We start from the raw sequence: 17,591 nt of genomic DNA on the forward strand, positions 1-17,591 counted from the left end.
TAATAAGGACCCCAAAAAAATGGCAGCCCAAAGGCTGCCATTCATATTTAAAACATTTTATTAATGCGTTTTATTTCTTAATAATCTGGTGGGTTTCAGATTTTCCGTTATAGATTATTTTTAAAGTATATACACCTGGCAGTAGACCTGATGCAGACATCGTTCCTCTGAAATTATTCAGTTTAAGACTTCCGCTTCTGTTTCCTGTCGGGTTGTATAATTCAGCCTGAATATCGGTTTTGATTTCAGATGTGTTAGCTGGATCCAGTAAAGAGATATTGATGATATCGTCTGTAGGATTGGGAGAAATCGTGAAATAGTTTTCTACCTGCATCATTCTGGAAGAATAGATATTCCAGTAGAACCATTTCCATGGACCCCATCCACAAGCACTTTTGGCTCTTCCTTTAAATGCTAGAGTACTATTGCTTCCTGTTGCCTGAAGATTGGCCACCTTACCTTTACTTCCGTTTCCGTTGTTTTGAACATCGGCTACGTAAGGAGAACTTACAAATTTGAAATTACCCATTACTTTTTCCCATTCCCAGGTATTTCCTGAGTGGTCTGAACTGTCTAATCCTGCTGCATCAAGGCTTAAAGAGATCGTAGATCCTACCGGGAAAGAAGTGGTAATCCCCTGTAGATAACACATGGTCTGACTAGGGTCTGTACAATAATTTTGCATATAAACCATTGGAGCACCTATCCATACGTCTTTTGTGACATTGTTGCTGGCACCGTCTCCGGAAAGCGTTGCCTGAAGTCTTACATTTCCGTTGGCATATGGTTTTGGCGTGAAAGTAATCTGAGGCAGATTGGTAGACCCGTTGATATCAACAAGACCAGCCCCGTTAACGATAGACCATGAGATAGACGGCGCAAAACCTGTCGTATACGTAAGAGGGGTAGCTCCACATGATGCGGCATCTCCTCCGATTTTGATTTTGGTTCCGCACAGATAAGAAGAGGTGATTTTCTGATTCTGCACACTCGTACTCGTTGAAAGTTGGTTCAGGATAAACTGCCCATTTCTTGCACTGAAAGTGATATGCTCCTGATTGGCATCTACTTTTTCTGCAACGAAATTAGCGAAAGGAACATTTGCAGCGTCATCAATAGGAGAGAATGGTCTCTGATAATCAGCCTCCGTTAAAACAGTATTTCCTGATTTGTAATCCAGTGCACTTGGCGTAGGAATAAAGCTGAATGGAGTAGTCGTAAGATTATCCGTAACGTAAGACGGCAGCTGGTTTTGAGCCAGTTTAAATTTACCGCCTCCGTACTTATCAATAGGAAGAATACCTCCCGGCTGTGTTCTGCTTCCACCAAGTAAGGTGACCTGAGCATTGATCAGCCAAAGGACTTTCTTTTTGTATTTAATGCTTCCGTTGTATACCTGTGTTCCGGCATTAAGCTGTGTCATAGGACGTACCGTAAAGTCAAATACATATTTGGAGCTTCCCGGTACAGATGATAATAAAATCATATCCAGACGGTTGGTAGCTACTCCCACCAATGCGCCTATGATATCGGAGAACATATGCTGTTTGTTGGTTTCTTTATAAAGACGAAGTAAATTGGAAAGAGTCTGATCCGTTCCGCACTCACTACCGTTAGATATGGCTACATTTCTGGTCAGTTGAGGATAACCTTTAAGTTTAAGCTCGTTTTGCCAGTTGTCATGGATCGTATTGTTAAGTTGATAATTACCGTCAGCATAATTGATAAGCATCTGTCTGGCAGCAGGAGTATCTGTCAAAGTAAGAACATCATTGATAGAAATTCCCTGATTGAACATCGGAACAATAAATTCTCCGATTCCGGCCACTAGCGGAGTTCTGATGTAAGCTCTTGCGACATTAATCAACATATACTGCATTCCCAATGGAATATTCGCACCCAGATGCGGACTGTCATCAGAAATGAAAAGCTTGGTCACATGAGGAATTCCTTTTTGCTCCATGTCTTTCAATGCATATCTAGCTACAAGGCCACCCATACTTTGCCCGATCACTACATTAGGCTCCATTCCGGACTTCTTTGCATTCACCCATTGGATAGCCGTTGAAAGCAGGGCTGCATTATTCTGTATATAATCTACACCGTTATTCCAGTCTACATAGATGATATCATAACCGTTATTAATATCAAAATACAGTGAAGAGGATCCTCCCCAAAGGCTTGAAATAAATGTATCAATATTAGTAAGACCTGCTTCCTGCGTTGGAGCAACAATGGCACCCATATCAAAACCTTCTGCTACGATAAGCGGTTTGGTAATTTGGGTATGTCCCGGAGCAAGCTTGATGTACATCGTAGCTCTGTTGTTACCATTAAAAATTACGTTCTTAGTGTATTGACCTAAGTTCGTGTTTTTAGATTCCATTGCCGTATCCACATATTTCCCCATGTCCCCATTGATGGTAAACTGGGTATGCGTATACAATATTTCCCCGGAATTAAGCGTAAGCTTGAAGGTCCAGTGATACGTTCCCAGTGCTGTATAGCTTACATTAATCAGTTGGTTGTAAGGCAATAGCTCATAAGGCAGCTGATCACTTAGCTTATATTCTATTTTCTGAATCTGCGAAGTTTGGTTGGTGAGAAACAGATTGTTGGGAAGTTTAATCTTAAAATTAAGCTTATTGTGAGAAGATACGGAAGGAGAAAGTGCAAGCACATACTTTTCTTCATATGGATTTTGCCATACGCCGTTCACGTATTTATCCTGTACAGCACCATTGTTCACGGTTAAAGTACCCGGATCTCCCGTATTTTGGGCATTCTGCTGGGTAGCCTGTGAAAACTGGCTGTACTTGTAGAAAACACCTGCAAGAGGTACAATATCCATCTGTTGTTCTGATCTCCATTGCGAAACAAGATCATCGGAAGTGTGAGTAATAGGGGCGTTGGCAGAAAGACGGCTCATAAGGACCGTGTTGTAGATATCCGCCACCAGTTTAGAGCTCGTATATGAGCTGTCAGGCATCGTCCCGTCATATTTTTTAAGATTGGCGAATTCTATGGCTGCATCCAGCAGGAGGCCATTTGGAATTCTGTCCTTTTCCAGATTGGCAAAAACAGATTGCAAGGTATTATCCTGGATATCCCGGACCCTGGGGATGACTTTTTTGGTCTGGCCGAAACCAATGAATCCCGATAAGGATACAATAAAGAGAAAAACTTTTGTTTTCATAAAGGTATTAGTTGAAAAAAATTATTGATATTTTCTGTCGAAACGGCCGTCAGTAACAGTTACCGTTTCTCCGTCGTAATAGTATTTGGCTTTAAAGCTGAAGGTTCCTGAAATGATTTTATTGGCTTTGTCAAATTGGGTGATGGATAAGGTGCCGATGTTTTCATGATCCGTAGCATAGATTTTAGACGAATCATAGTACAGTCCATGATCGTTTTCGTTTAACGGATAGTCTCCAATCCCGAAATCCTGACCGCTCACCAGCATGAGCTGAATCGTATTTCCGCTTGGGTTTTCAGCATTTCTTAAATGGATTTTCAGTGAATATTCATTGTTCACAAATGCATAGGTGGTATTGTTTCCCAGTGCGGCAACCGTGGATTTTTCAATTCTGGAAACCCATATTGTACCGTTTACAAGTGCTCCGCCTGTATCTGCGCCGGTTTGTGTAGCCTGGGGAAGTGTTGTAGAGTCAGAATCACGGTCTTTGTCTTTGCATGAGGATAAAATTCCTAGTAGAGAAATAGCTAGCACAAAGCTCTTCATAGCTTTTAGAGTTATATTATGAGTTAAATGTAAAGCATTCCACGAATCTGTTAAAATTAAATTTCATTCATAAGGGAAATATTTTTTAAAGATATAAAAATATTTAGCTTTTGGCCCTTTGTTGCTGGAAAAATGATACGTATTAAATTTATTTACATTGAAATTTTTTCTTTATTGTCTCATATTGTGGGAATTAACAGGAGCGTTGTTAGATCAATAAGTCTGATCCATTTCAGAGAAACTAAACAAAAAAACAGCCGATGAAATATAAATCTCATCGACTGCCTTTTTTGAAAATAATGTATCAAGAATTTAATCCCGGATAACCATCTTTTTAGAGCCCATTACTTTTCCGTCTGTCGTCATTTTATAAACGTACATACCGGATGGCAGTTCGGAGCCTGAAAGGGTAACCGTACCGTTTCCTCTTTCACGGAGAGGAAGAGATTTTACCAGCTGACCGGAGATATTGTAAACTTCAATGGAAGCTGTTTTTGCTTGATTGGGAAGATAGTAGCTGATGCTTGTTCCGTTTTTGGTGGGATTGGGAACATTTTGAGAAAGTTGGGCTACATCCGATGACGAAAGGTCTGATGATAAACCGCTCTTATTCAATAACAACTGTTTTAGTTCTTCCACTGTGTTTTCGAGATTTTTAATGCGGTCTTCCAGCTGCATGATGGTTTCGTCAGAAGATGCTGTTTTGTTAAGCGGAGTACTGGAAACCATGACGTTTCCACTGGCATCTACAACCAGAGCATTTCCGCTTCCTGTAGGCAGATTCTCATGCCTTACCGTTCCTACCGTATGGAAATTGGCAGTAGGAGATAGGGTAAGAATCCCAACACTTTTATCCTTGATCAGCATCGTAGCTGTAGGAGATAAGCCAAACATAATGGATAGTGGAATATTATTCGTCAGTTTTACTCCTCCGGTTCCGGATCCGATCACAAAAGAACGGTTTCCCGTAGCCGCAAGATCAATTCCGAATCCGCCGGAATACACATCTTTAAGGTCAATCCCTACACCTAATGCAAACTGGTTAGAGTTTCTGATAATATTTTTCCAGCCCAAGGCTACAGACTTTCCGGCATTATTCATAACGACATTGGCCTGTCCGCCGATAATATTCGCCCCTCCGCCATTGCTCAGATCATTTTCCCAGCCGCTCACCAGGGAACTGCCGGCCTGTGCGCCCAGCACATTAGAAATACCGTTCACGATACTTCCTTTTACTTTCGCTACATTCGAGTTATTCACTCCGTCAACGATAAACGAACCGGCTTCGTTAAGGATAGCCTGTCCAGGATTGGAAGAAGCTCCATTGGTTCTTAGAAAAAAGGCCCTTGGATCTACGGTGCCGGCATAATTGGCTGGCGTAATCCCCCCGTTTCCGGTAACTTGCCACTGTTGTGCGCTTGCGATTCCTGTTAATAGCAACATGGCAGCTGCCAGACCATTTTTCATGGATAATAGTGATGTTTTCATAAATATTGAATTTTGGTGGTTTTTAGTTATCACTAATGTATGAAATAATATAATCCAAAATCGACATTAATCACGTTTATGTGACTTTAATTTATTATTTCAATGATTAAAATTCAATGATAAAAGGAATAGTTTGTATTATTTGTAATTTCTATAGCTTTTATTTGTAAAATCTAAATATCAGGAGACCCTTTTTAATAGAGACTTTTCTGTCGTTTCAGGTTTCTGTAATTATTTTTTGTTTCCCATAAGAAAAAGAAGGGTTTACGGCTTCCCGTAATTTTTCTCTTGCGGTTGTTTGTAGTTTCGGGCATTATAAAACGAAAACAATAACTCAAACATTATGAATAAAAAAACAACTCCGGCAGACCTCTTCTTAGGAATTCTTGCTTTATTGCTGATCAGTGTAAGCTTTTATCAGACCTGGCTCGGGCTTCAGCAGATATTTGGACCTGCATCATTTGTAATCGCCTTGGTACTGTCCCTTTTACTCTTATTTCTGTGTTGGATGCTCAGGAATGCCAAACTGGAAGGCAAACCTACGGGAAGTTTGGTAGGAATCTATGTATTTATCGCCTCCTTCTGTTTCATTGCCAACTTTAATGCATTGTACACCAGATTTATGAAAACGGATATTTATACCGATGAACTCAGGGAAATCAATAAAAGCTTTATGGCACTGGAAAATGATGTGGAATCAAAGCTGAGCTATAAATACAACAAAATCACGACTCAGAATATTGAGATCAAGAAAAAGCAATTAATGGAGCAGATTAAAGATCCGGGAAATAAAGGAATCGGAACCCGTGCACAATCACTTATCAGGGATATTGAAAAACTGACCGGGCAGAAAGTAGATCTTCTGACACCGGTAGGAAGTGACTACGAAGATCTCTCTGAAAGAATGGGACACCAGATTGATAATATGATCTCGGATCTCTCTCCGGAAGAAAGAGCTTTGAAAACAGATCTTAATAACGCAGCCTTAAAATGGAATAAAAATATTCAGAACCTGCTCTTATTGTCCAAAAAGGAAAAAGACGACCTCTCGCAAGGAGTCATTGATGAATCTCTTGCCGAATACAACAAATTAGGAAGCAGGGCTCAGAATGTTTTAGGAAATGAAAAGATCCATTTTGAGCCAATCGTTTCACAGACCCAGGAAGTAGGAAAGATTGGGTTTGCTTTTGAGCATGCCATCAAACACTTTGGAATGTATCAGTTTGTGGTGCTGGCAGGATGTATTTTATTGGATTTCGTCATCGTGATTATTATTTTACTGGTAACGGGACCGGATAATAACAGAAACAACAGAGGCAGTGTATTCAATAACAAAAGAAGCGGTAATACTTTAATTCCTAATAACTAAAACATGGAAAATTTTAACGAAAAATTTAAACCATTATCCTTTGATCAGGAAGCTGAAGAAATGCTGAAACCTCTTTCCTTTGATAATGAGCAGAAGATCCAGGAAGATTTTGTTCCCATCGCCAGAACCATTTCAAACGATATCAAGAATAAAGAAAGCAACTTTGTATTTTTCTTCGGAACCTCTGAATCAGGAAAATCAGTGATCCTGTCTTCTATGCTGTATTATCTGAAATCTCATGCAGGAGTACTGAGACCAAAACTTGGAACGCCCAATACGAAAGAAGCCAATGTTCTGTTATCTGATTTTTTTGAAAATATCAGGCAGGGGATTTTGCCGGGCAGGTCAACGAGGGACCAGGTTACCCGTCTTGATTTGGTTTTTGAACCCAATAACAGATCTAAAAAGGTAGTTCCGATCGACCTTACATTCCTTGAAACTTCAGGAGAGAATCATAATGAAATCAGAAGGGGAGGCAGCTATCACAGCAGCATAGAATCTTTCCTTAATGCGAATGTGCCTATTACATTTATTATTGTCACCAGCTACGAATCTGCCCATAAAGAAGACAGTGTGATCAATGAATTTTTAGATGAACTGGAAAGAAAGGGGAAAAACATGAAATCCGTTAATGCTGTCCTTGTCATTTCCAAATGGGATAAATCCGGTAGGATGGATGTGGAAAGTGCCGAAGAATTGGAAGGTTTTATTTCCGACCGTCTGCCGATGACCGCACAAAGGATTAACACTTATGGATTAAGCAAATCGTATTACACTATCGGAAGTGTTCAGAATGCAGTTGGGCAGGAAAGGGTCAATCTGCTCAATCTTTCTACTGCAGAAGTTTTGTCTAAATGGCTTTACAGAAGCATTACAGGCTATGATCTGGATTATGAGGGGACATTTTGGGAACGTTTAAAATTTAGTTTTACAAGCTGATGAGTACTACTTACTTTTTTTCTGCATTCGGAACTTTTGGAAATCCGAACGGCTTCCGTCAGTCTTATTTTTTAGGAGGGAATGCAGATGTAGTCAGGCATATTAAAACATTTGATTTAAAAACAGATGCCATAAAGCTTTTTCCGGGAACTAAAATCTATGGAATACGCAAGGAACCGGCTGGCTCATCATCCCTGATTTCTTACGCAATATATACATTTGCAAAGGAACAGAATTCACAGCGGGGCGGCACATTTATAGGGGCAAGTCTGATTTTTGTCGATAAAATAGCTTCTGAAAGCCTGATCATTAATGTTCTGGATGAATTTCACCAACATCTGGAAGCGCACAATGTGTCAGAAGGTGTCATTGTCACTAATCATTCCGATAAATTTTCCGTAGATCTGCCAAAGGATTATGATAAGATCAGCTTAAATATGAGGGAATTGGGAGATTTAGGTCCAGCTCAGATGAGTAATAATTATCTGATGGTTTACAGTGAGACCCATTCATCACAGCTCCAGCAGCATTTCAGCAAGGCAGTTGATCTGTTGAATTCATATGAAATGATTTATTTTACTGAGAGCCATGAAGTGGCTGAATTTGTAAAGCAGAAAGGGATTTTTAAAATTGTAGACATGAATGGTTTCGACCGGGAAATTCAAAAATGTCATGAAGAAAAATCAAAAGCACTTACCAGCTATATTCGGGATCTGGAATTAGAAAAAGAAACTTTGAAGGAAGACCGGAAACAGCTTCTGGATCATCTTGAAAAACAAATTATCCAAAATGAAAAGCGACACCAGGAAAACGAAAAGAATATCCGGGAATCTAAAGAAGGAATAACGGCGATCAATACGGAATTTGATCAATACAGCGGAAGAATTAATGAGCTGATCGGTATTTTAAAATCAAACGGAAAGGTCGAGAATATTAAAAAAGAGCATCTGGAAAGCAGGAAGAAATTTGCAGATAAGATCAGGCTTAATAGAGATATTGGAACATTCAGTGCAATGGGATCCTCATCGAGTCAGCGAAGTGTAAAGCAGCCTTTGGGAAATAGTCTGGAGGATTTCGGCAGAGGAGAAAGTAGAGAGAATAGAGGATCTAAGCTGAACGGATACAAAATTGCTTTCTGGAGTCTTCTTCTGTTGTTGGCAATTTCAGCAGTAGGTTATATTATGTTTCTTGATGGTGGAAAGATGATAGGATTCCCGATGGAAGAAAATAGGGTAGCCGTTGAAAGCGGTAATACGGATACTGTAGCTGCGGAAAATAAAGATTTAGAAACTGCGGTGGAGCCATCTTCCGTAAACCTGAATCCCTTTCCCAATGCAGAATTAAATGAAAACGACTGGCGGTTGGTATCCAAAAAGGCAGCGCCAGAAACGAAAATAGACAGCTTGATCAGTATTATTTATAAAGAGAATCCTTCAACGGTCAATGATTATTATAAACATCAGAAAAAAGATTATAAGAACCACCTTTATTCTCTAAATGATAAAAGTTTTGAAATAAGAGGTTCGGACACGATTCTTAGAGATACTTTAAAGAGAATTCCCAACTATATAAAGCCCGGATCAATTCATTAGCTTGTTTTGTGCCCCTTGGGAAAAATAATACGGATATAATTCCCAAAGATGCACCATTATGATGCATCTTTTTTTTGGTGTTATGAGATAAAAATAAATGAAATCCAGAATGATTTTGAAAGGGATTGATTTCGTTTTCAAAAATAAAATCATTTTTTTTACCATCATTTAAGTGCCTTCTATGCCGCCAAATAGAGCTGTTTAATTCAAAAAACGACAAAGCAGATAAGGGATGTAAAACGAACTTTGGTATGCATCTTGTTCACTGGTTGGGTGATGTAGAATTTTATTTTTCCCTCTTTAAATTATGTAAAAAGTACTAATTTATTATAAAATCATATGGATAATTTAAATTTTGGTGCCATTAGTGGGAAATTCATTTTCTTGTTAATGGCTCTTTTTTACGGCATTGCGGGGGCGCAATGTACAGTTTATACGGGCCAGGCCATGAATCCTGGACAAACCTATTGCCTTACCGGGAACCTTACTTTAGTTAACGATATCATGATTCCTCAGGATGCTCTTTTGATCATCCAGCCGGGAGCTTCACTTATCGTAAAAGGGATTACGGTGAACGGTAGTTTGGAGATTGGAGATGCAGGAAGTGTGAAATCGGAAGGGTCAATTATAATTGGGGTTTTTGGAAGTCAGAAGAATTCAAAAGTGAAGCTGGGAACAAAATCCTATCTTTCGCTTACAGGATCGGTTTCACAGGGAGATCCTACATTTTTGGGAACGTTTCCGGGATCAATGTCTACTATTGACATGGGAACATACAGTGTTGTGGAAATATGCGGAACTTTCAGCCAGCAGTCCACTACCTATCCCTTTGTGAATTATGTAGGAGCTCCTTTGGGAAAAGCTTATTGCATAGCGAAAGCACAGGTGAGCGGAGGAGGAACTTCCATATTCAGTAATGACAGTCAGATTATAGCCATTGCTATGGATACGGTAACAGGGTTACTACCTGGAAATGCCAGTTTTTGTGGCCCCAATGCTACCAAAGCTTCGTGTCCTACCTTGTGGCCTGACGGACTTCCTGAAGATAAGTTTGCGTGTGGTTTCGCAGATGAAATTGTTCATGAATTAGACGATTACTGTACCAAACCTGCAACTTTGGGGACGCCGGACGGTTTTACTAAAATGGGAATCACGGTACAGCAGAAAACAGCCAGCTGGCCGGAAAATATTCCCAATGGTTTTCTTGCATTGGAATCAAAAACGAAAGGCTTCGTTATTACCAGAGTGCAGCATGTAAGTCAGACGCCACAGTTAGGAGATGCCGTTGCAGAGCCTAAAGAAGGAATGCTGGTATATGATATTCAGGACACTTGTGTGAAACTGTACAATGGAACCCAATGGAAATGCATCGAAAGAAGCTGTAATGATTAACTTAATCTGTCAATAATATGAAACCTATAAAAAATATCAGCATAGCCCTGTCATTAGTAGTTTTTAATACTTTTTATGCCCAAGTAGCTATAGAAAAAGAAACGGTTGACGGCAACAGCACGGTTTTGGATTTCAATAACACCCCAACCAATACAAAAGGTATTATTCTTCCCGCCACACAAGGACTTCCGACAGGCAGCCCGGCGAATGGAACCTTTGCTTTTGATAAATCCGACGATAAAATAAAGGTGTACGAAAATAATGCATGGAAAGCCCTGAGCGATACCGGAAATTCATCTGCAGTTACCGTTAATGCTTCGGATGAAACCGGTAATGGAGTGGTGATCGGTACCCAAACCGGCAGCGCAGATGGTGTACTCGTTCTGGAATCGCCGGATAAAGCGATGATTCTTCCTAAAATATCTGCACCCCATCTCAACGTGAAAAATCCGTATCCGGGAATGATCTGTTACGATACAGCCAGTAAAACATTCGCTGTTTTTGACGGAACCGTTTGGAATTACTGGAAATAATAGCAGTGTCAAGCTGTTCAAAAAAGCCCTGCATGAATGATACGCAGGGCTTTTTTATTTTTTTCTTCCATACAGGAGGATTCTTTTAAAAGCATAAATAGCAGGAAGTTTCGGAAAATTTCTCTCAATACGCGCTTTAAATTCAGTAGTAAAAGTTTTCTGTTGTTCCTCGCTAAGTCTTTCCAGATAAGGAATCAATGCTGATCCGGAGATAAATTTAAATAAAGTTTCATGATCCTCCGCAATGATAGGATACACCTTCTGTGATAAATTCAGATCCTCAATACCGTTCTCAAATAGGATCTGTGCATATTCATCGATGGTAAGCACAGCAGAAGGACGGTTCCAGCCATTGAGCTGTGTACGGAAAGGCTCTTCAGTCGCCAGTTCGGAAAGAATAATATTCAGGGTGTTTCCCGGTTGATAAGGCATCTGTACAGCCAGCTGACCGCCGGTATTCAGTTTGGAAATCAGTTTTGGGAAAAGTTTCTGATGGTTGTCGGACCACTGAAGGGCTGCATTGCTGAAAATAAGATCCCAGTTTTCATCAGCCTCTAACATTTCTTCAGTGGTAGCAATCCTGAAATGAAGGCGTTCATTTTCCAGCGCCTGAGATTTTTCCAGCATTTCAGGAGATGAATCAATTCCTGTAAAGATGGCATGAGTCAACTTGTCCGTAAGTATAGAAGTCTGTTCACCTGTACCGCAGCCCAGGTCTACTGCTTTCATTTCTTTTTCATTGGTGATCAGTTCGGCAAGATCGTAAAACGGTTTAAAACGGATATCTTTAAATTGATTGTAAACATCAGGATTCCAAGGCATATTCAGTAATTTTAAATGGATCTTCAATTTAGCAATTACTGAATAGAGCAAAGAATTTTAAGTATTAAAAGATTCTTAAAAGAATGGAAGATGGAGGTTGGAAGAGGGAAGTTACTGGAAGGAGAAAGGGTAATCATTCTCGTTTTTATTGACTATTTAAAGCTTATTAAGTAAGCCTGAATTTGGAAAACCTTGACAAGGATAGAAAACGTAAGTTAGCCTGAGTCTCAGATTAAGCTAAATGATTTACATGAAAAGACTTAGGATTTATTGATAGGCTGAAAGTACATCCATCTCCCATCTTCCCGCTTCCATCCTCTTTATAATATCTGCACACTTTCCTTAATACTGTTCATCACAAAAATACTCTTGGTTTGCCCAATGCCTTCAATTTCAGAAAGTTTATTGATAAAAAACTCATGGAAGTCATCCATATTCGGAGCCAGAATCTTCAACATAAAATCAAAATCCCCGCTGATGTTGTAAAATTCTACAACCTCTTTAAGTTTTCCTACTTCTTCAATGAATTTTCCGGCTGTTTTTTTATTGTGAACATTTAAAGCGATCATGCAGATTACCATCATGCCTTTATTCACTTTTTTACGGTCTACCACGGCCGTGTATTCTTTGATGATCCCGAGTTTTTCCATCCGCTTAATCCGTTCATGAGTGGGTGTTGGGCTTAAATTGATCCTTGCCGAAATATCGCGGACACTCATTTTAGCGTCTTTCTGCAGCAAACGCAGGATAGAAAGGTCTTTTTCGTCGGGAGTATATTGTTCTGCGGTCATTTGTTCTGTTTTTAAGCTTGTTATGATTGGTTGTAGTGTATTTGTTCTTTTAAAATACGATAAATTAACAATGTGTTCCAAATTTAACATATAATTTTGACATATGTTCTTTTAAAATTAATTTTGCAGGAAATTTGAATCTATGAGTACAAGGAAAAATTTAATATTAATATTAGCATCGGTAGGAACTTTTGTAGAGGCTTTGGATATTGCCATTATTAATTTAACCATTCCTTCTATTCAGGAGCAGTTCAATATTGGAGCAGAAACCGTGCAGTGGCTGCAAACCCTATATGTATTATTTTTTGGAGGTTTTCTGATCATTGGCGGAAAGCTTTCAGACCAGATTGGGCGTAAAAAAGTATTCCTAATCGGAGGTCTGATTTTTATGCTGACTTCTTTGGGAGCGGGACTTTCGCAAAGCTTTGAAGTTTTAGCCATTTTCCGTGCCCTTCAGGGATTGGGAGCGGCTTTGATCATGCCTTCCGCTTTATCCATTGTAACCAATACCTTCAGAGGGGAGCAGGAACGTAACCGTGCAATTGGAGTTTTCAGCTCGTTTGCCGCCATTGGTTCAGGAAGCGGACTTTCAGTGGGAGGAATTATCAGCACTTATCTGAGCTGGCACTGGGTTTTCCTGATCAATGTTCCTATTCTTTTACTGACCCTGATTTTTGCTTACCAATACCTACCTGCGGATGAAAAAAGCGAGGCCGGACAAAAAACAGATCTGGTATCTGGAATGCTGCTTGTTTTGGGACTGTTAAGCCTTACCTACGGAACACATGAATTGATTCATATCAAAGAAAATCCAATAATGATCATCGGTTCTCTGGTGCTTGCTGTTCTGCTTTTGGTCGCTGTATTCATTCGATTGAAGTCTGTAGCTCAGCCATTGATTGATCTGAAAATATTTAAGCACCGATCTTTAATGATTTCTAATGCAGTTTTCCTAACACTAGGAGCGTTTTTCATAGGATTTCTGTTTCTTATTTCATTAATGCTTCAGAAAGATATGGGCCACAGTGCGGCTTCGGCTGGACTGATGCTTGTGCCGTTCAGTATTATGTCAGCATTGGCAGCGAAATTTGTACTGCCTTATATTTCTAAAAGACTGAGTTCTTCTCAAATGGGCGTATTCGGTTGGAGTTTTATGCTGGCCGGAGCTTTATCTTTATTGATTGCGGTGTATATAGGACATCCGCTGGCCGTTGTTTTATTGGGTGCTGCATGTATTTCAGGAATAGGAATGACGTTCTGTTTTACGGCACTTTCGGTGATGGGAATTCAGGATGTGGAACCTTCTCATTATGGTGTGGCATCAAGCTTGAGTTCTACTAGTTACTTTCTGGGAGCGGGGATCGGACTTTCGTTCATGACTTTGATGAGTCAGATCTTTCCTTCAAAATACGCAGTTGGAGATTTGAGTTTAATCATCCTGGTAGGTTATGCTTTACTGGCTCTTGGAATGCTTCTGTATTTTATCTTTAAAAGTTTAAAAATCAGAGAAACGGAAATTGCGGTTTCGTAAACGGATTAAAAATATACAAACTATATGAAAAAGGATCGGCATTATTGTGTCGGTTCTTTTTATTTTAGCAGAATGAAAATACAGATCATCAGCGACCTTCATCAGGAATTCGGATCGACTGATTTATTTTTTGATCATGCAGACGTTGTCGTATTGGCTGGAGATATTAATCTTGGGACCAAAGGAATTGAATGGATCAAATCAAAAATAAAAAATAAGCCTGTCATCTATGTTCTGGGAAACCATGAATATTATAAAGGTTCTTATCCAAAAACATTAAATAAAATCAAACAGGCCTCTGAAGGATCAAATGTATTTGTTCTTGAAGATGAATCTGTGGATATTGATGGCGTTCGTTTTCATGGAGCAACGCTGTGGACGGACTTTTCTATTTTCGGAAATCCTTTACATTACGGAATGATTTGTCAGCCGATAATGAACGATTATAAAAAGATCACGCGGGATCCTTCCTATTCAAAGATGAGGACTATTGATACATTTAAAATTCATCAGTTCTCAAAGCTTTGGTTACAAGAAAGTCTGGAAAGTTCTGCGGGCTCACAAAATATTGTCGTTACCCATCACGCGCCCAGCATTAAGTCTGTTCCTGAGCAGTATAAAGAAGATCCTGTAACTTCCGCCTATGCATCCAATCTGGAAAATTTCATCACAGAACATCAACCGCTGTACTGGATTCATGGGCACATCCATACACCAAGCAGATATTCCATCGGGAAAACCGAAATTATCTGTAACCCGCATGGTTATATCGATGAAAGATACAATGGCTATGAAAAAGAACTGATTATTGAATTGTAGAAATCGAAACGTTTTTTTTTAAAGAAAAACAAGGCCGCTTCGCTTATTGTAAGAAATACAACAATAGGAATTGCTTTTGTCTTACACTGATAAGTCTACGCCTTTGTTTATCTTAATAATAGCATTCAAAGAAAATAAATCTTTGTCTTGCTTTGCGATAAAAAATAGTCAATAAAAAAGTTAGAGGAAAAATTCTTCCGACCATGACTAGGTTTTGCCCCTTTCACTCAAATACCCTAATTTCGCAGTCTAATCCATCCTCCATGGCTAAAAAGTCCACAAAAACCTCCTCAGAATTTGTATCCCTATTCACCTTTGAAGAACTTCTTCAGGATGTAGAGTTTGATCTCAGGGTAAAAGAATTTGTGGTCATGGAAATTGATAAGGCGAATTATCTCATCAAGCTCAATACACCGTACCGCTCGGACTATTTCTGTATTTTTATGGTGCAGGAGGGAAGTATCCGTTTGAGGCTGGATGACAAAAGCTATGATGTGTCGAAAGGGGATGTGATTTTCTGTCCATTTTCAGAAATATTCTGGGTAGATCATATCTCGGAGGATTATAAAGCGAAGTATATCTTTTTTTCGTTAGATTTTATTTCTGACGCCGGGTTTAACTATAAGTCCAACGATGTACTGAAAAGCCTTTCATCAGATCCTACCCACATTATCAGAAATGAACCTGATCTGTACCGGAGAATGAACTTCCACCTTGATGAGCTGAAAAGCCTCAACAATACGGAAAAGGAAGATTATTACTTCAATGAAATGATCTGGCATCACTTTTCGCTGGTGATTTATGAGATTGACAACTATTTTAAAAAGATCGAAAAACCCCATCAGGTGGCTCACCGCGAGGATGAGCTGACGACCAGTTTCTTTACTTTGGTTCGGGAAAATTTCAAAGAAGAACATAATGTGCAGTTCTATGCCGACAAGCTCTGTATCAGCCGGAAATACCTGACTAAAGTGATCAATAAGACTATGTTCAAATCACCAAGAGATATTATCCATCAGGTACTGGCTGTCGAAGCACGACTTCTTCTGAGAAATCCTAACCTGAATGTCAATAACGTAGCCGTACAGCTGAAATTCTCTGATCAGGCGTCTTTCAGTAAATTCTTTAAAAAACATGTAGGCAAGTCACCTTTGGAATATAAAAAAGATGATTTGTATTGATAATCAGTATTTTGTGTTTTTTGGGTTTGAATGTTGATGTCTTTTTGCTAAATTAATACAGTTTTCTGATACAAAAAATAGAATTATGTTATTTACACATTCTATTGAAGGTAAATAATGACATTTCTGATGTTTTAACAAATAAGGAGTCTTTTTGACAAAAAAAGGAGTTTTTTGAATATTTCGATTGAATTTTTTTAGGGCGAATTTTGCCCCGTAAATTTAAAAGGAATATTGTTATGCAGAGATTTTTTATCCAAAAATCAACTATACTTTTCCTCTCGCTGATTGTCTTGGCGGGGTGCAGGAAAAACAATCAAAACCAGGCTTATCAACAGCAAGCTCCTGAACTTCCGGTAGAAAAAGTGAAGCAGGGAGACGCTTCTGTCTCCAGAGAATATGCAGCATCCGTGGAAGGAATCTCTAATGTAGAGATCAGACCGCAGGTTACAGGATATTTAAGCAAGATCTTCGTAGATGAAGGGGATTATGTAAGAGCGGGACAGCCTCTGTTCAAAATAGAAGACCAGATCTTCCGCGAGCAGATGAAAAGTGCCCAGGCAGCTCTGATTACAGCTCAGGCCAATCTTTCCACTTCTAAAATTGATCTTGACCGGAAAAAGGAATTATTAAGAAATAAAATGGTTTCTGATATCCAGGTGAAAGAAGCGGAAGCCAATTACAATGCAGCAAGAGGGGCGGTAAGCCAGTCGGTTTCTGCGATTGAATCCGCAAAGATCAATCTTAATTTTTCTACGATCAAAGCACCGGTAAGCGGATTTATCGGAAGGTTCAATTACCGTCTGGGAAGTTTAATGACACCTTCCAATCAGGATCCGATCACACTGTTATCTGACATTCATGAGGTTTATACCTATTTCAGCATGAGTGAAAATGATTTTAACAGCTTCCAGAAGCAACAGGCAGGAAGCAATATCAATGAGATCATCAAAAATACACCTGCAGTTTCACTTCTTCTTTCCGGAGGTGAAAAGTATGCACAGACCGGGAAGATAGATGCGGTGGAAGGACAGTTCAACAAAACCACAGGTTCCATCACGTTGAGAGCAAAATTCACCAATCCGGACAATCTTTTAAGAAGCGGAAATACCGGGAAAATCGTCATGGATCAGTTTTACAGCAACGTGGTTCTTCTTCCGATAGCTTCTACGAGAACCATTCAGGATAAGATTTTTATATTCTCTATCAAAGGAGGAAAAGCAGTGATGCTTCCGGTAGAAGTCACTGGGAAAGCAGGGACTAATTTCATCGTATCGAAAGGATTGAAAGCCGGTGACGAGTATATTGTAACAGGTTTCGACAGACTGCAGCCGGGAACTCCGGTAGTCGCTCAGAAAAAGAATGCTCAACAGAAAAAATCGTAAGAAAAAA

Annotated in this window: 14 protein-coding genes; 9 read left to right on the plus strand and 5 right to left on the minus strand. The window is 39.4% G+C overall.

Annotation, left to right across the window (positions count from 1 at the left end; all coding sequences use genetic code 11):
• Window positions 1-70: 70 nt before the first annotated feature.
• The 3 genes from N0B48_RS08795 to N0B48_RS08805 all read right to left on the minus strand — a co-directional run bounded on the left by N0B48_RS08795 (window position 71) and on the right by N0B48_RS08805 (window position 5,230).
• A complete protein-coding gene (locus tag N0B48_RS08795) occupies window positions 71-3,196 on the minus strand; it encodes a T9SS type A sorting domain-containing protein (protein ID WP_259838320.1) in 3,126 nt (1,041 codons plus the stop codon).
• 21 nt (window positions 3,197-3,217) lie between these two features.
• Window positions 3,218-3,742, minus strand: coding sequence for a Riean_0653 family protein (locus N0B48_RS08800; protein ID WP_259838321.1), 525 nt, complete (start codon window positions 3,740-3,742; stop codon window positions 3,218-3,220).
• A gap of 312 nt (window positions 3,743-4,054) precedes the next feature.
• Window positions 4,055-5,230, minus strand: a complete 1,176-nt coding sequence (locus N0B48_RS08805) for a T9SS type A sorting domain-containing protein (protein ID WP_259838323.1) — start codon at window positions 5,228-5,230, stop codon at window positions 4,055-4,057.
• Window positions 5,231-5,573: 343 nt separating this feature from the next.
• On the opposite strand from N0B48_RS08805, the gene N0B48_RS08810 reads away from it, so the two are divergent.
• The 5 genes from N0B48_RS08810 to N0B48_RS08830 all read left to right on the plus strand — a co-directional run bounded on the left by N0B48_RS08810 (window position 5,574) and on the right by N0B48_RS08830 (window position 11,055).
• Entirely contained in the window at window positions 5,574-6,599 is a 1,026-nt protein-coding gene (locus N0B48_RS08810; RefSeq protein ID WP_090022847.1) for a hypothetical protein, read from the plus strand.
• Window positions 6,600-6,602: 3 nt separating this feature from the next.
• A complete protein-coding gene (locus tag N0B48_RS08815; RefSeq protein WP_259838324.1) occupies window positions 6,603-7,538 on the plus strand; it encodes a hypothetical protein in 936 nt (311 codons plus the stop codon).
• Complete coding sequence (locus N0B48_RS08820; RefSeq protein ID WP_259838325.1) at window positions 7,538-9,130, plus strand: hypothetical protein; 1,593 nt, start codon at window positions 7,538-7,540, stop codon at window positions 9,128-9,130. The genes N0B48_RS08815 and N0B48_RS08820 overlap by 1 nt, the downstream gene beginning before the upstream one ends.
• A gap of 339 nt (window positions 9,131-9,469) precedes the next feature.
• Window positions 9,470-10,522, plus strand: a complete 1,053-nt coding sequence (locus tag N0B48_RS08825; protein WP_259838326.1) for a phage tail-like protein — start codon at window positions 9,470-9,472, stop codon at window positions 10,520-10,522.
• A gap of 17 nt (window positions 10,523-10,539) precedes the next feature.
• A complete protein-coding gene (locus tag N0B48_RS08830; protein ID WP_259838327.1) occupies window positions 10,540-11,055 on the plus strand; it encodes a phage tail-like protein in 516 nt (171 codons plus the stop codon).
• Window positions 11,056-11,109: 54 nt separating this feature from the next.
• Here N0B48_RS08830 and N0B48_RS08835 read toward each other — a convergent pair whose 3' ends face one another.
• Both N0B48_RS08835 and N0B48_RS08840 read right to left on the minus strand, forming a co-directional pair.
• The gene (locus N0B48_RS08835) at window positions 11,110-11,877 is read right to left on the minus strand and encodes a methyltransferase domain-containing protein (RefSeq protein WP_259838328.1); all 768 of its coding nucleotides are present in this window, start codon (window positions 11,875-11,877) and stop codon (window positions 11,110-11,112) included.
• 320 nt (window positions 11,878-12,197) lie between these two features.
• Window positions 12,198-12,668 (minus strand): Lrp/AsnC family transcriptional regulator, encoded by a 471-nt coding sequence (locus tag N0B48_RS08840; RefSeq protein ID WP_259838329.1) that lies wholly within the window; start codon window positions 12,666-12,668, stop codon window positions 12,198-12,200.
• A gap of 142 nt (window positions 12,669-12,810) precedes the next feature.
• Between N0B48_RS08840 and N0B48_RS08845 the strand changes: the two genes are divergently transcribed.
• The 4 genes from N0B48_RS08845 (at window position 12,811) to N0B48_RS08860 (ending at window position 17,584) form a co-directional block, all read left to right on the plus strand.
• Window positions 12,811-14,199 carry an MFS transporter gene (locus N0B48_RS08845; RefSeq protein ID WP_259838331.1) on the plus strand — a complete coding sequence of 463 codons (1,389 nt, stop codon included), beginning with the start codon at window positions 12,811-12,813 and terminating at the stop codon, window positions 14,197-14,199.
• A 24-nt stretch (window positions 14,200-14,223) separates the two neighbouring features.
• The gene (locus N0B48_RS08850; protein ID WP_259838332.1) at window positions 14,224-15,018 is read left to right on the plus strand and encodes a metallophosphoesterase; all 795 of its coding nucleotides are present in this window, start codon (window positions 14,224-14,226) and stop codon (window positions 15,016-15,018) included.
• 263 nt (window positions 15,019-15,281) lie between these two features.
• Window positions 15,282-16,199: an AraC family transcriptional regulator gene (locus N0B48_RS08855; protein ID WP_259838333.1), complete on the plus strand. Its 918-nt coding sequence runs from the start codon at window positions 15,282-15,284 to the stop codon at window positions 16,197-16,199.
• 239 nt (window positions 16,200-16,438) lie between these two features.
• On the plus strand, window positions 16,439-17,584 hold the full coding sequence (locus tag N0B48_RS08860; RefSeq protein WP_259838334.1) for an efflux RND transporter periplasmic adaptor subunit: 1,146 nt from the start codon (window positions 16,439-16,441) through the stop codon (window positions 17,582-17,584).
• Window positions 17,585-17,591 lie beyond the last annotated feature (7 nt).

It is taken from the genome of Chryseobacterium herbae, assembly GCF_025154075.1.
GTDB classification, from domain to species: domain Bacteria; phylum Bacteroidota; class Bacteroidia; order Flavobacteriales; family Weeksellaceae; genus Chryseobacterium; species Chryseobacterium herbae.

Excerpts from the sequence above, each read along its gene's own strand:
- N0B48_RS08800 (WP_259838321.1), bottom strand. The coding sequence starts at position 3,742 with ATGAAGAGCTTTGTGCTAGCTATTTCTCTACTAGGAATTTTATCCTCA.
- N0B48_RS08795 (WP_259838320.1), bottom strand. The coding sequence starts at position 3,196 with ATGAAAACAAAAGTTTTTCTCTTTATTGTATCCTTATCGGGATTCATT.
- N0B48_RS08845 (WP_259838331.1), top strand. The coding sequence starts at position 12,811 with ATGAGTACAAGGAAAAATTTAATATTAATATTAGCATCGGTAGGAACT.
- N0B48_RS08835 (WP_259838328.1), bottom strand. The coding sequence starts at position 11,877 with ATGCCTTGGAATCCTGATGTTTACAATCAATTTAAAGATATCCGTTTT.
- N0B48_RS08860 (WP_259838334.1), top strand. The coding sequence starts at position 16,439 with ATGCAGAGATTTTTTATCCAAAAATCAACTATACTTTTCCTCTCGCTG.
- N0B48_RS08820 (WP_259838325.1), top strand. The coding sequence starts at position 7,538 with ATGAGTACTACTTACTTTTTTTCTGCATTCGGAACTTTTGGAAATCCG.
- N0B48_RS08830 (WP_259838327.1), top strand. The coding sequence starts at position 10,540 with ATGAAACCTATAAAAAATATCAGCATAGCCCTGTCATTAGTAGTTTTT.
- N0B48_RS08815 (WP_259838324.1), top strand. The coding sequence starts at position 6,603 with ATGGAAAATTTTAACGAAAAATTTAAACCATTATCCTTTGATCAGGAA.
- N0B48_RS08810 (WP_090022847.1), top strand. The coding sequence starts at position 5,574 with ATGAATAAAAAAACAACTCCGGCAGACCTCTTCTTAGGAATTCTTGCT.
- N0B48_RS08855 (WP_259838333.1), top strand. The coding sequence starts at position 15,282 with ATGGCTAAAAAGTCCACAAAAACCTCCTCAGAATTTGTATCCCTATTC.
- N0B48_RS08850 (WP_259838332.1), top strand. The coding sequence starts at position 14,224 with ATGAAAAAGGATCGGCATTATTGTGTCGGTTCTTTTTATTTTAGCAGA.
- N0B48_RS08825 (WP_259838326.1), top strand. The coding sequence starts at position 9,470 with ATGGATAATTTAAATTTTGGTGCCATTAGTGGGAAATTCATTTTCTTG.
- N0B48_RS08805 (WP_259838323.1), bottom strand. The coding sequence starts at position 5,230 with ATGAAAACATCACTATTATCCATGAAAAATGGTCTGGCAGCTGCCATG.
- N0B48_RS08840 (WP_259838329.1), bottom strand. The coding sequence starts at position 12,668 with ATGACCGCAGAACAATATACTCCCGACGAAAAAGACCTTTCTATCCTG.